Below are 12706 nucleotides of genomic sequence, written 5' to 3'. Positions count from 1 at the left end.
GGAGGTTTTTATGCGTACCCGTTCTTTGAAAGAACGTTTTTTCCACGCTGCTGGCTTTGAAATTCTGGCGATTTTGACTGTTTCCCCGTTAGCCGCCTGGGTAATGGATAAGCCGCTGTTTGAAATGGGGCTGTTGGCGATCATGCTGTCGACCGTCGCCATGCTGTGGAACATGATTTATAACGCCGGATTTGATCGCCTGTACCCACGGGATCGGGTGCAGCGAGGCGCTGGCCTGCGCGTACTGCACGCGCTGGGTTTTGAGGGCGGTTTTATTGTGATTGGTTTACCGATTGCTGCCTGGATGCTCAGTATCACGTTGTTGCAGGCGTTGATGGTGGAAGTGGCGTTTTTCCTGTTCTTCCTGCCCTACACCGTCGCGTATAACTGGCTGTGGGATATTCTGCGTCAGCGCTGGCTCACGCGCAAAGCGTGCCAGGCGTGAGAAACCCGCGCGATAATTCGCGCCGCTACCAACGTGTGTACGGTCGCGTAGCGGCGCGATTCATCGCGCAATTCCGCGCAGGGACGTTATTTTTCCACCGCATGCGGCAGTATCCATGCCAGCACCGTCTTCGGATAGCTGCGCTTCCTGGGTTTCTCCGGCGCGCTATCCCGTTGCTGTTTCTGCTCCGCGGTCAGGTGCACAATCCCCTCTCCCGGTGCGTAGTCACTCACTTTCAACGGTGAATGCTGACTCACCCAGCCGCGCAACACATCCGCATCGCGCAACCCGGTGTTGGTGTAACCTGCGAGGTTATCAATGCGCGGATAACCATCGCCGCCGGTAGCGTTGAAGCTGTTGGTCGCCATGCGATAGGTTTTATCCTGCTGTAATGGCTCACCGTTGATCTTCACCTCACTGACATCGCTACCATCCGCCACCAGGCTGATATTGGCAAACTGCGCAAAGCCACCGGCATCGGTTTTAATATTGGCAACGGTTGCCAGATACGTCAGCAATTGATTACCGGTCAGGGTGACGGACACCACCTGATTGCTGAAGGGCTGCACCTGCAACACATCGCGCCAGCTGATCGCCCCTTGCGGCAGTGAAGTACGAATCCCGCCACCGCTCATCACCGCAAAATCTGCTTTGGTGGCGGCCATCTGCGCACGCAGAATTAACTGGCCGAGGTTAGTTTGCTCAAAACGCACTTTGTCCCGCTCGCCAACAAAGACACCGTCGCTGCTGCCGACCGGCACATCCAGTTTGGCTTCTGCGCGTTTCTGGAAGGGGGTCAGCAGTTTCATCATCGCCGGATTCGGTGGGATCTCCTGCTGCCAGGTCAGCCAGGATTCGCTGCCATCCGCATTCTTGATCTTATGCTTCAGATTGACCGGGATCAGTTGGTAGCTATCCAGCGCCAGCTCACCGTTGCGGAAGGTAAAATCACCGCGCCCGACGAATTTACCCCACTCTTTCGCTTGTACGATCCACACACCATTCTGGCGGTCCGGCTGGCAGGGCTGGCCTGGCTGATAATTTTTCACGCTGACGTTCTCTTTCTCCATGCACACTGCATCGTGTGAATGGCCGCCAACGATCAGGTTCACGGTGCCAGGCGGCAAGCTGCGCGCCAGCTCGACATCGCCCGGCGCATTGCTGCCATGCTGGCCGTCGTCGTAATGGCCCATGTGGGTGAGAAGAATAATCACGTCCGGCTTGACGCTGGCACGTAACTCAGCCACCGCTTTTTCGGTTTCAGTGACCGGATCTCGAATCTCGATAGTTGCCATATTGGCCGGATTGGCGATACGCAGGGTGTCGGGCGTGGTCAGGCCGATTACGGCAACTTTCAGCCCCATACGGGTAAAGACCGCCCAGGGCTTGAACAGCCGTTGGCCGCTGGATTTTGCGTAAATATTGGCGGAAAGAAAGGGAAATTTGGCCCATTTCTGCTGCTTTTGCAGCACGCTGAGCGGTTTATCAAACTCATGGTTACCCAGCGCCATCGCATCATAGCCCACCAGGTTCATGCCGCGAATATCGGGTTCCGCATCAAGCAAATCCGACTCCGGCACCCCGGTGTTAACATCACCGCCGGAAAGGATCAGCACACCGCTTCCTTTTGATTGCGCATCATAACGTTGCGTATCCATCAGGGTTTTCTGCGCGGCCAGACCATACTCGCCCTGCGCGTTGGGCCAGAAATGACCATGCTGATCGTTGGTATGCAGGATAGTAAGACGGTAGCTGCGGTCGGGCTGCCATGCCTGTGCCAGTATCGGCAACAACAGGATAATCAATGCCAGCCAATGGCTTTTGCGCGGAATTAACAACAAGCCGATCTCCTTATTCTGCGTTTTTCCACTAACCAGTGGACTTTATGTGCTTTATCGCCCTTCTGTGTCGCACAGATCGCACTTTAACTCAAGATGAAAGGCTTATAGAGTCTTGAGAGAAGTAACAATCTGATAACGAAAATTGACCCTCTCAGGATTTCTATGGCAAGTGATCATACTCTCTCATCCCCGGCACGCGCACCGGGGCGCACGGCGTTCGGCATTTTAGGGGCGATCAGCCTCGCGCATCTGCTGAACGATATGTTGCAGTCGCTGTTGCTGGCGATTTACCCGCTGTTGCAAAAAGATTTTAGCCTCAACTTTGTGCAAATCGGTTTAATCACCCTCACCTTCCAGGTGACCGCCTCGCTGCTGCAACCCGTGGTCGGCTACTACACCGACAAATATCCCAAACCCTGGTCGTTACCGGTTGGCATGGGTTTTACCCTGTGTGGCCTGGTGCTGCTGACCTTCGCCAGTGACTATCTCCAGGTGCTGCTGGCAGCGGCACTGGTGGGTAGCGGTTCATCAATTTTTCATCCCGAATCTTCCCGTGTCGCCCGTATGGCATCCGGTGGACGTCATGGCCTGGCGCAATCGCTATTCCAGGTGGGCGGGAATTTCGGCAGTGCACTCGGCCCGCTGCTGGCCGCAATGATTGTTGCACCCTATGGCAAAGGCCATCTCGGCTGGTTCGTGCTGGCCGCGTTGCTGGGGATCATCGTGTTGTTGCAGGTCAGCCGCTGGTATAGCCACCAGCAGCGCGCCAGTAAAGCCAAAGCTGCCACGGTGTTGTCCAATCCGCTGCCGCGAAAAAAAGTGGTGCTGGCGATCAGCATTTTGCTGCTGCTGATTTTCTCCAAGTACTTCTATCTCACCAGCCTGAGCAGCTACTACACCTTCTATTTAATGCAGAAATTCGGCCTCTCGGTGCAGGCGTCGCAATTTCATCTGTTTGTATTTCTTGGCGCAGTGGCGGCAGGGACCATTATTGGTGGACCGATTGGCGACAAAATTGGTCGTAAGTATGTGATCTGGTGCTCGATTCTCGGTGTCGCCCCCTTTACGCTGCTGTTGCCGCACGCGTCATTAATGTGGACAAGTGTACTGAGCGTAATTATTGGTCTGATTCTCGCCTCAGCGTTTTCTGCCATTCTGGTGTACGCGCAGGAGTTGCTACCGGGACGTATCGGTATGGTTTCCGGGCTATTTTTCGGTTTTGCCTTCGGTATGGGTGGGCTGGGTGCCGCCGTGCTGGGGGTGGTGGCAGACCACGCCAGCATCGAATGGGTATATCAAATCTGTGCCTGGTTGCCACTTATCGGCCTTTTGACCGCTTTCCTGCCAGATAACCGTCACGTCTGAGCCTGTTTCGGGGGGTAATTATTTTTCCCTGCCCCCCTTTATTCAGCATGAATCCTGCCGATATTGTGAGATAACTGAAGAAAATGACACTTCGGCTGCATTTTTCTCTTATTTTTTCATTTTTTCTGCTTATCCCGCTCAAATGTTTAAACGCGGTTAGCGATTGTGCAGTAAACTAGGTTGTTACAAGCGGATACATTTGCACACAAGGAGACAGGCATGCATCACACCACACCGTTGATCACCACCATCGTCGGGGCACTGGTCCTGGCCTTTCTCCTTGGTATGTTGGCACATCGCCTGCGAATTTCGCCGCTGGTCGGTTACTTGCTGGCCGGTGTGCTGGCCGGTCCCTTTACCCCTGGTTTTGTAGCCGATACCAATCTGGCCCCTGAATTAGCTGAACTGGGGGTGATCCTGCTGATGTTTGGTGTGGGGCTGCACTTTTCGCTGAAAGATTTGATGTCGGTAAAGTCGGTCGCCATTCCCGGTGCAGTAGCGCAAATCGCCGTGGCAACCTTACTGGGAATGGGGCTGTCGTGGGCGCTGGGCTGGTCAATGATGACCGGGCTGGTGTTTGGCTTGTGTCTCTCCACCGCCAGTACCGTGGTGTTACTGCGCGCGCTGGAGGAGCGTCAACTGATTGACAGCCAGCGCGGGCAAATTGCCATCGGCTGGCTGATTGTTGAAGACCTGGTCATGGTGCTGACGCTGGTGCTGCTGCCTGCCATCGCTGGCATGCTGGAACAGGGTAACGCCAGCCCAACCCTGTTGGCGTGGGACCTGCTGCTGACCATCGGTAAAGTGGTCACCTTTATGGTGCTGATGATGGTGGTGGGCCGCCGCGTGATCCCCTGGATTCTGGCGAAAAGTGCTGCCACCGGTTCACGCGAGCTGTTCACCCTGGCGGTGCTGGCACTGGCGCTGGGCATTGCGTTTGGTGCAGTAGAATTCTTTGATGTCTCCTTTGCCCTCGGCGCTTTCTTTGCAGGCATGGTGCTGAACGAATCTGAATTAAGCCACCGAGCAGCACACGACACGCTGCCGCTACGTGATGCGTTTGCCGTGCTGTTCTTCGTTTCTGTTGGCATGTTGTTCGACCCGATGATTCTGGTCAACCAGCCGTTGGCGGTACTGGGGGCGCTGGTGATTATCGTGGTGGGCAAATCGGTCGCAGCCTGGCTGCTGGTCACGTTGCTGGGCCACTCACGCCGCACAGCCCTGACGATCTCCGTTAGCCTGGCGCAGATTGGCGAGTTTGCCTTCATTCTGGCCGGTCTTGGCATTTCGCTGGGGTTACTGAGCCAGGAGGGGCGTAATCTGGTGCTGGCCGCAGCCATCCTGTCGATTATGCTGAACCCGATTCTCTTTACTGTGTTGGAACGTTATCTCGACAAAACCGAGACGATGGAAGAGCAGACGCTGATCGATCCTATCGAGGAGGAGAAGCAAATTCCGGTGGATATCTGTGACCATGCGGTGATTGTCGGCTATGGCCGCGTCGGTAGCCTGCTGGGACAGAAGCTGCTGGAAGCGGATGTGCCGTTAGTGGTGGTGGAAAACTCGCGACCACGCGTTGAAGCGCTGCGCGAGCAAGGCATCAAAGCGGTGCTGGGCAATGCCGCCAGCAGCGACATCATGGAGCTGGCGCGCCTCGACTGCGCCCGCTGGCTACTGCTGACCATTCCCAATGGTTATGAAGCCGGTGAGGTTGTCACGGCGGCGCGCGCGAAGCGCGACAATATCGAGATAATCGCCCGCGCCCATTATGACGACGAAGTGGAATACATCCTCGAACGTGGTGCCAATCGCGTGGTGATGGGGGAACGAGAGATCGCTAACAGCATGCTGCATATGCTGGAAGAAGAGATTGCGCAAAGGCCGATTGTGCGTGAATGTCCGATTTGATTTAACGCCGTAACGGCGCGATAAATCGCGCCGTTACGGGGTAATTTTTATCTGTCCCAGTACGACTCTTCGAGGCTATCCTCACGCTCCGGTAAACCTCGCGTCAGACGCGGGGAATGCTGATTCAGCACCTGGTAGCTGACGCGGTTGGCATATTTACACACCTGCGCCAGTGATGAATACGTCAGATACTCGCGCGCATGTTTGCTGGAGTTCGGCACTTTCTGGCGGTGGAAATTATTGGCGGTGATATCGTGCAGTAGCGCTGCTAAAGCCGCATCCCCCGCGCCATTGGTGTTCATAATCTTCTCCGGACCGCCCATATAAGGCGCGATATGCGAGAAGATGCGCAATGGCTGCTGGCAATCCCGCTGGCGCATGGCACGGCTGAACTCATACTGGTTAAATTCAGCAATCGCGCCTGGCAGCAACGGATGGTTGGTTTTGCGCTTAAATTCTTCTTCGGTAAAGCCCGCCATATATAACCCGGTTGGCCCGGCGGTGCAGAGCACCAAATCGACCCAATCCAACGCCATATTGGCCGCCAGCAGCGGATCGGCCTCTCCGGTCAGAGCCAGGGCTTCCTCTTCATTCATCGCGACGATGGAGACATGATCGCGCAGAAATTCGCGCCAGAACAGCGGGTTGTCCTGAATGACGTATTTGGTACCCAGCGTTAACACCACCGGTACGTTATGTTTTTTGGCGAACGCAATCGCGCGCAACGTCGCTTCGGGCATCGGTTCTCCCGGCTGACAACGCACCAGATAGGAGGTCAACACCAGCGCTGACGCGCCTGCGATCACCTCTTCGGGAATGCTGTCGGCCTTTAACTGGTTCATCAGACCGGGGCTGATGGCAAAGGTACGCTCGCCCTGCTCACCAATCAGGGTGAAACAACGACCAATCGCGCCATCGACACCTTGCAAATAGTTGAGATCCATCCGGCTGGAGGTGTTGCACAGGTAACGATAAGCGTAGCTACCGATCTGGATGCTGTTGCACATCACGCCCAGCAACACCGAACGGTCATCGGCCAGCACCGAGTAGTTATGCAAAGTGTTGCCAATGGTGCCACCGGCAAACTGGTGGCTAATTAACTCGTCACGCATCAGCTCGTGGTACAACGCTTCCGCCGTGGCATCATCAATCACCAGCGAATGACCCGCACTCAGGCCGTAACGTTGCAGGAAGCCATCATCAACTTTGGCTTCAATATCTACCAGCGTCTGATCAATACCGACGACCCAGCTGCCCTCCTCCTGCTCTTGTTGCGTAGCCTGCAACAGCGGATCGCGCGCGCTAACGGGGAAATAGTGTTTGGATTTGCGTTTGCCGGGAAATTTCATGGGGGATGCCGTCTGGAAAATCAGGCAGAGAATGATAACACATTCTCTGCCACTCCCTTAACGGCGCGCGTTGACCAACTGCACCATCATGGCAATGTGCTCGTCATCGGCGTTCAACGCAGGGATATACTCAAACTTCTCACCACCCGCATGCAGGAAGAATTCACGGTTCTGCTCGCTAATCTCCTCCAGCGTTTCAAGGCAGTCTGCGGCAAAGCCGGGACTCATCACCTGCACATGCTTGATACCTTTAGCGGGCAGACCTTGCATGGTTTCGTCGGTGTAAGGCGTCAGCCAGGGCTCACGGCCAAAGCGCGACTGGAAGGTCATCATGATCTTGTGTGGCGCGATGCCGAGCGCGGCGGCCAGCGCATCGGTAGTATCTTTGCAGCGTTGCGGATAGTCATCGCCTTCGTCGGCGAAGCGCTGTGGGATGCCGTGATAGGACAGCACCAACAGGTCCGGCTCGCCATGCTGGGCGAAGGAACGCTCGACGGAGGCTTTCAGCGCCGCGATATATGCCGGATGTTCAGCGTAATCACGAATAAAAGCCACTTCTGGCAGGGAACGCAGCGGTTTGAAGCTGGCAGCCAGGCCATCCCATACGGCCGCAACTGTGGAGCAGGAGAATTGCGGGTAGAGCGGCAACACGATCAATTTAGTGACGCCCTGTGCCAGCAGACGCTCAACCGCACCTTCAAGGCTCGGCTGGCCGTAGCTCATGCCCAGCTCCACTGGCATATCGATTTGCTGCGCCAGCGCATCACGCTGCCGCTTGCTGAACACCATCAGCGGCGAACCTTCATCCATCCAGACCGATGCATAAAGCTTCGATACGCGCGGCGAACGGAACGGCAGGATAATAAAGTTGAGAATCGGCCACCACAACCAGCGCGGCGTATCCACCACGCGCGGGTCACCGAGGAATTGTTTCAGATAACGTTTAACCGCTGGTGTAGTGGGTGCGTCTGGCGTGCCTAAATTAACCAGTAAAACCCCGGGCTTTTCTTGCCTCATTGTATTTCCTTGCTGTCGAAACGAATGGGTCAAAATCGTGGGAAATTGTAGCGGAAAAAGCGGGAGGGAAAAGCAATTGCTGCAAAAGGGCCGATAAACCGGCCCTTAACTGGCTTAGCCGAGAATCGCGGCCAGCTGTGCACTCACTTCAGCAACCTGACGGGTGCCGTCGATTTTGTGGTATTGGGTGTTACCGGCTTCCGCTTCTTTGCTGTAGTAAGCAATCAGCGGCGCAGTCAGTTGATGGTATTCCACCAGACGCTTACGCACCGTTTCTTCCTGGTCATCTTTACGTGTTGTCAGCTCTTCGCCGGTCACGTCGTCTTTACCTTCCACTTTCGGCGGATTGTACTTAACGTGATAAACGCGACCAGACGCCGCATGCACGCGACGACCTACAATACGATCCACAATCAGTTCATCCGGTACGGCAAACTCCAGCACGAAATCGACGCTGATACCGGCTTCTTTCATGGCATCAGCCTGCGGAATGGTGCGCGGGAAGCCGTCAAGCAGAAAACCGTTTTTGCAGTCTTCCTGAGTAATACGCTCTTTAACCAGCGCAATTACCAGCTCGTCAGTCACCAGTTTACCGGCATCCATAATGGCTTTCGCCTGCTGGCCCAGCTCAGTGCCCGCTTTCACTGCCGCACGCAGCATGTCACCTGTGGAGATTTGCGGAATACCGTATTTCTCCATGATGAATTGAGCCTGAGTGCCTTTACCTGCGCCCGGTGCCCCGAGCAGAATAATACGCATTGCGTAATTCCCCTTGCGAATCGCATTGATCAATCTGAGAAGGCGAAGACCATACCACTATGCCCCGCCCACCACAAGGAAAGGGGCGCGGTAACGGCTAATGTCCTACTTTACTGCCTTTTGCCACCGATACCAGCCCGACGCGGGATTTTTCCGCATTTTCAGAATTGCGACCGCTATTTAACAGCTCGCGCAGGCGCTTCGTCAGTTTCATTGTCATATTCTGACTTTTGTTGGCGCTGCCACGCACATTGGCACGAAGAAGGACGCGCCCACGCTCAGGCCAATGATGCAAATCAGGCTGCGGCGCGTTTGGCAGCTTACCCGGCATAATCGGCAGCACCGCGAATGACAGACCCGGCTGTTGCAAAGATTGCAGCGAAAATGGCGCTTCCAGCGTGATGGTATCAACGCTGGCGATATTATAAGGTCGCCATTGCGCAGCCGCCATCTGTGCCAACGCCTGCTCCGGCGCATCACCCAGCGCCAGCCCCTGTTCAAACAGGCGCAACTCACTGCGCACCAGGGTGCTGAAATCATGGGTACGTAAGGCGATCAACACTAAATCCGTTCCCAGCGCCGCGTGACGATCGAGCCGTGTGACAAACAGTCGCGCCTCGCTTATCAGCCGTCGGTGCAACAGCGTGGCGAAAGACTCAGATGCATCGGTGACGCCCTGGCTCTGGCATTCAGCCAGCGCGCGTACCCGCCCCTGAAACAGGTCAATATGTTCAACCAGAGCAATATTCCCCGCCATCACCGGCACTGCTGCCAGGATACTTAATTCACTGACAGGATAATGCGACGCATAGCGGGTTTGGTTACGCGCCTGCTCCTGGCGTAAAAACAGTTGGGAAAGCAGCACCCGCGCAATATGCAATGAAGGTGCAAAGAAGAGATCATACTGTTCAAGCCGATAATGGCGGGAAAGCTGGCCGCGAAGCTGATCGCGCGCCGCCGCCCTGGCAGAAGCATTCTGTGAAGCCATCGCGTGATTTTTCTCTGTTTATTGTGCTGTGTGATGGCGGATGAGGCTCGGATCCGTGGCAGAAATTACCGGCGAAACACAGAGACGCCTGCCAGTCAACCCGCCAGAATCAGGGGGAAAGGTTAGGGGAATGCGGCTGGACTTTAAAATGATATAAACTGACAATCCCTGTTAGGTTTTTACACAGGGGATGAGTATGACCGGGCTACCTTCGTTACGTGCACTGCATTATTTCCACCAGGCGGCACTGCACAGCAGTTTTAGCGTAGCCGCAGAACGTCTGCATGTGACCCATAGCGCCATCAGCCATCAGGTCCGACAGCTGGAAAGCTGGATGGGTAAGCCTCTGTTTGTCCGTACAAATGGACGTGTCAAATTAACCTCACATGGTGAGCGATTACTGGTCAGTTGTCAGAAGGCCTTCAGCGAACTTTCCACGACCTGTGAAAGTATCCGCACCGGCATGCGTCACCATCTTAGCGTCTCCTGCGCGCCGAGTTTTCTTTCCCAATGGCTGATCCCGCGCATCGGCACTTTTTATCTGCGCTATCCCGATATTGAGATCCAGTTCCAGCAACTGGTAGAGATTGACCAGTTACGCAGTGAACATACCGATGTTCTGATTCACAGTTACGAACAAACACCTGATGAAGACATTGATGCCACCCTGATTAGCGATGATTACATCGGCCCGCTCTGTGCCCCCCAATTTGCCGCACGCTTCCAGAGTGAGCAGGATCTCGCCGCCTTACCCCTTCTGCATGCTGATACCCGACTTCACGCCTGGGCGGAGTGGGCAAAAACCAGCGGTACGCGAGGGAATTTCTGGGTGGGAAAACATTTTGATAATTTGACGTTGGGCATTCAGGCAGCCAGAAATGGCCTGGGCGTGATCATGGCACCGCGTTTGCTGGTGCGGCAAGAGTTACACGACGGCACACTGATCGCGCCACTTGGTTTTGTGCGGGTGGATCGCGCCACCTGGATGATGACCAAGGCGTCACGTCAGCATGATGCGGAGATTACCTTGTTTCGTGATTGGTTGAGGGATGAGGCGCATCACTGATCACTATTGCCAATAAGATACTTATTACATAAACGTAAAACGTGAATGGTATGAGGATACGTTATGGATGCACTTATTGCCCAACTACTGAATAGTGGCATTGGTGAAGCGACAAAAGTCATGGTTGAAAAGTTGCTGAAGGTTGACTGGATCCCAACCCGAAAAGCAGGCAAAAAACTTCTCAGCCAAATGCAATCACCCCACATTCAGCAGGCCTATCTGGAAAAGCATGCTTATGCTGCTCTGCGTATGCGCACTCTGCATAATCCCGATTATGACGTTTTGCTTGAAGATATTTATTATCCGCTCACCATTGAAAACAGGCCGGAAAAGACCGAACTGATTGTCAGTGATGGCGCACAGATAATCTCCCAGAACATCGTCAACATCATTGGGATTGCCGGACAAGGCAAAAGTACCATTCTGCGTAAACTGTTTCTTGAAGAGATCAGAAAGCATCGTCGATTGCCTTTCTTCCTGGAATTACGCCGTATTGAGGACGGCAACGTCCTCGAATATCTTCACGCGCAATTAAACATATTAGGATTCGATCTTAACCAGGATGCTTTAGAGCAACTCTTGTCGTCAGGAAAAATCATCATTTTACTGGACGGTTTTGATGAAATTAAAGATAACCTGCGTTCTGCTTTTATCCGTTCTATTTTTGAAATTAATAAAAAATATCGCTGCCCTGTCATTGTCACCAGTCGCCCCGATACTGAGATATGCAGTGAAGCTGGCATCACCAATGTTTTTGTCAAATCACTTACGGATAAGGACAGATACGGCATACTTAAAAAACTCGCCACGCCCGATGATTTCAACGAATTATCCCAGCTTCTCAGAACGAATTCTGGGTTAGCGCATACGCTGGTGAGTCCTATCCTGTTGACCCTGTTACATGCCTGCTATCATGACTGGGATGAACTACCGCGAACTGCCGTGGATTTTTATCGCCTGTTGTTTTCCACCTTGTATCACAAGCATGACCGTATCAAGGCCTGGTCCAGGCAACGCCGCTGTAAATTACAAACAGACGAAATTCAATGGTGTTTTTCGGCGATGTGTTTATTTGCCATGGAAGATGAAGTCTATGAGTTCAACGAGGAAAACCTCCACGCTTACGCTGCGCGGGCGCTGGATACCGCCGCTCTTGATGAGCAAGAACGCGATAACTTTTTGCATGACATCATTAGCATCACCTGCCTGATACAAGCCGATGGTTTTAATCGCTATGTTTTTTTGCACAAATCATTGCAAGAATATCATGCTGCTTATGCTGTCACAAAATTACCTGAAGATTATAAAGATAAATATTATGACTATTTTTCCGATAAACTGGGCACGGGCATTGAGTATGACAACGTCCTCTTTTTCTTATTTCATATTGATGAAGATTGGTTTCGCCGAAAGATTATGACCGAGCGGTTCGAAAAGACGGGTTTTATTTCACTCGCAGAAATGAACACCGAAGAACTTGCTGAATATGTACTCCAATCGCTTGAGTACGATCAAGCGCTCTATGAGATCACAAAATTCACCAATGGATTTAGCGACGAAATTGTTGCCAGTAGCACACCAGACATACAAACATCACTTCACACGCTTGCCGTTATGTCCGGTAAACCCAGAGAGCCAGGACTACATACCGACATTGTCATCAATAACATACTGGAAGAAAGCATCCATCCCGATAATCTCCATCAATACCGAACAACACAGCATGAGAAAACGTCTGCCGACGATACCAATAAAGATCTGTATAACATTGCTCTGTCAGATCTGTTTCATCAATCAGAATATTGGGATGAATTAGTCTTTTCCATCAGCAGTGAAATTTATCGATATTATCACGGCGTGTATTTACCAACGAAAGCAAGACTTCACGAGAAGAAACAAGCGTTATCACGCGGTATGAAGATCAAACTTTAAGTTTTGGCAAACGAGGCAGCGCTAAACTTGCGCTGA

Annotated in this window: 10 protein-coding genes; 5 read left to right on the top strand and 5 right to left on the bottom strand. The window is 53.3% G+C overall.

Annotated features, from left to right (window positions below):
• Positions 1-10: 10 nt before the first annotated feature.
• Positions 11-445 (top strand): multidrug/biocide efflux PACE transporter, encoded by a 435-nt coding sequence (locus tag AC6I8R_RS05215; protein WP_208724977.1) that lies wholly within the window; start codon positions 11-13, stop codon positions 443-445.
• Positions 446-531: 86 nt separating this feature from the next.
• On the opposite strand, the gene ushA is transcribed toward AC6I8R_RS05215, so the two are convergent.
• Entirely contained in the window at positions 532-2286 is a 1755-nt protein-coding gene (gene ushA / locus AC6I8R_RS05210; protein ID WP_497831982.1) for a bifunctional UDP-sugar hydrolase/5'-nucleotidase UshA, read from the bottom strand.
• Between the two features lie 162 nt (positions 2287-2448).
• Between ushA and AC6I8R_RS05205 the strand changes: the two genes are divergently transcribed.
• A complete protein-coding gene (locus AC6I8R_RS05205; RefSeq protein ID WP_497831981.1) occupies positions 2449-3651 on the top strand; it encodes an MFS transporter in 1203 nt (400 codons plus the stop codon).
• Between the two features lie 219 nt (positions 3652-3870).
• The gene (gene ybaL / locus AC6I8R_RS05200; protein ID WP_021182299.1) at positions 3871-5559 is read left to right on the top strand and encodes a YbaL family putative K(+) efflux transporter; all 1689 of its coding nucleotides are present in this window, start codon (positions 3871-3873) and stop codon (positions 5557-5559) included.
• Between the two features lie 47 nt (positions 5560-5606).
• Here ybaL and AC6I8R_RS05195 read toward each other — a convergent pair whose 3' ends face one another.
• From AC6I8R_RS05195 to AC6I8R_RS05180, 4 genes are all read right to left on the bottom strand, one after another.
• Complete coding sequence (locus tag AC6I8R_RS05195) at positions 5607-6908, bottom strand: inosine/guanosine kinase (protein WP_497831980.1); 1302 nt, start codon at positions 6906-6908, stop codon at positions 5607-5609.
• Positions 6909-6965: 57 nt separating this feature from the next.
• On the bottom strand, positions 6966-7925 hold the full coding sequence (hemH, locus tag AC6I8R_RS05190) for a ferrochelatase (RefSeq protein WP_497830190.1): 960 nt from the start codon (positions 7923-7925) through the stop codon (positions 6966-6968).
• A 114-nt stretch (positions 7926-8039) separates the two neighbouring features.
• Complete coding sequence (gene adk / locus AC6I8R_RS05185) at positions 8040-8684, bottom strand: adenylate kinase (protein WP_021182296.1); 645 nt, start codon at positions 8682-8684, stop codon at positions 8040-8042.
• Positions 8685-8781: 97 nt separating this feature from the next.
• The gene (locus tag AC6I8R_RS05180; RefSeq protein ID WP_497831979.1) at positions 8782-9672 is read right to left on the bottom strand and encodes a DUF6024 family protein; all 891 of its coding nucleotides are present in this window, start codon (positions 9670-9672) and stop codon (positions 8782-8784) included.
• Between the two features lie 196 nt (positions 9673-9868).
• Between AC6I8R_RS05180 and AC6I8R_RS05175 the strand changes: the two genes are divergently transcribed.
• Together AC6I8R_RS05175 and AC6I8R_RS05170 are read left to right on the top strand one after the other, a co-directional pair.
• A complete protein-coding gene (locus AC6I8R_RS05175) occupies positions 9869-10738 on the top strand; it encodes a LysR substrate-binding domain-containing protein (protein WP_021182294.1) in 870 nt (289 codons plus the stop codon).
• Between the two features lie 63 nt (positions 10739-10801).
• Positions 10802-12670: an NACHT domain-containing protein gene (locus tag AC6I8R_RS05170; protein WP_497831978.1), complete on the top strand. Its 1869-nt coding sequence runs from the start codon at positions 10802-10804 to the stop codon at positions 12668-12670.
• Positions 12671-12706: the final 36 nt, after the last annotated feature.

The organism is Pantoea sp. X-Soil-OKNW-713 (assembly GCF_059730685.1).
This window is presented reverse-complemented; position numbering and strand designations above follow the sequence as displayed.

Bases quoted from the DNA above. Each gene is read 5' to 3' on its own strand.
- AC6I8R_RS05215 (WP_208724977.1), top strand. From the start codon at position 11: ATGCGTACCCGTTCTTTGAAAGAACGTTTTTTCCACGCTGCTGGCTTT.
- hemH (WP_497830190.1), bottom strand. From the start codon at position 7,925: ATGAGGCAAGAAAAGCCCGGGGTTTTACTGGTTAATTTAGGCACGCCA.
- ybaL (WP_021182299.1), top strand. From the start codon at position 3,871: ATGCATCACACCACACCGTTGATCACCACCATCGTCGGGGCACTGGTC.
- AC6I8R_RS05180 (WP_497831979.1), bottom strand. From the start codon at position 9,672: ATGGCTTCACAGAATGCTTCTGCCAGGGCGGCGGCGCGCGATCAGCTT.
- AC6I8R_RS05205 (WP_497831981.1), top strand. From the start codon at position 2,449: ATGGCAAGTGATCATACTCTCTCATCCCCGGCACGCGCACCGGGGCGC.
- AC6I8R_RS05175 (WP_021182294.1), top strand. From the start codon at position 9,869: ATGACCGGGCTACCTTCGTTACGTGCACTGCATTATTTCCACCAGGCG.
- AC6I8R_RS05170 (WP_497831978.1), top strand. From the start codon at position 10,802: ATGGATGCACTTATTGCCCAACTACTGAATAGTGGCATTGGTGAAGCG.
- adk (WP_021182296.1), bottom strand. From the start codon at position 8,684: ATGCGTATTATTCTGCTCGGGGCACCGGGCGCAGGTAAAGGCACTCAG.
- AC6I8R_RS05195 (WP_497831980.1), bottom strand. From the start codon at position 6,908: ATGAAATTTCCCGGCAAACGCAAATCCAAACACTATTTCCCCGTTAGC.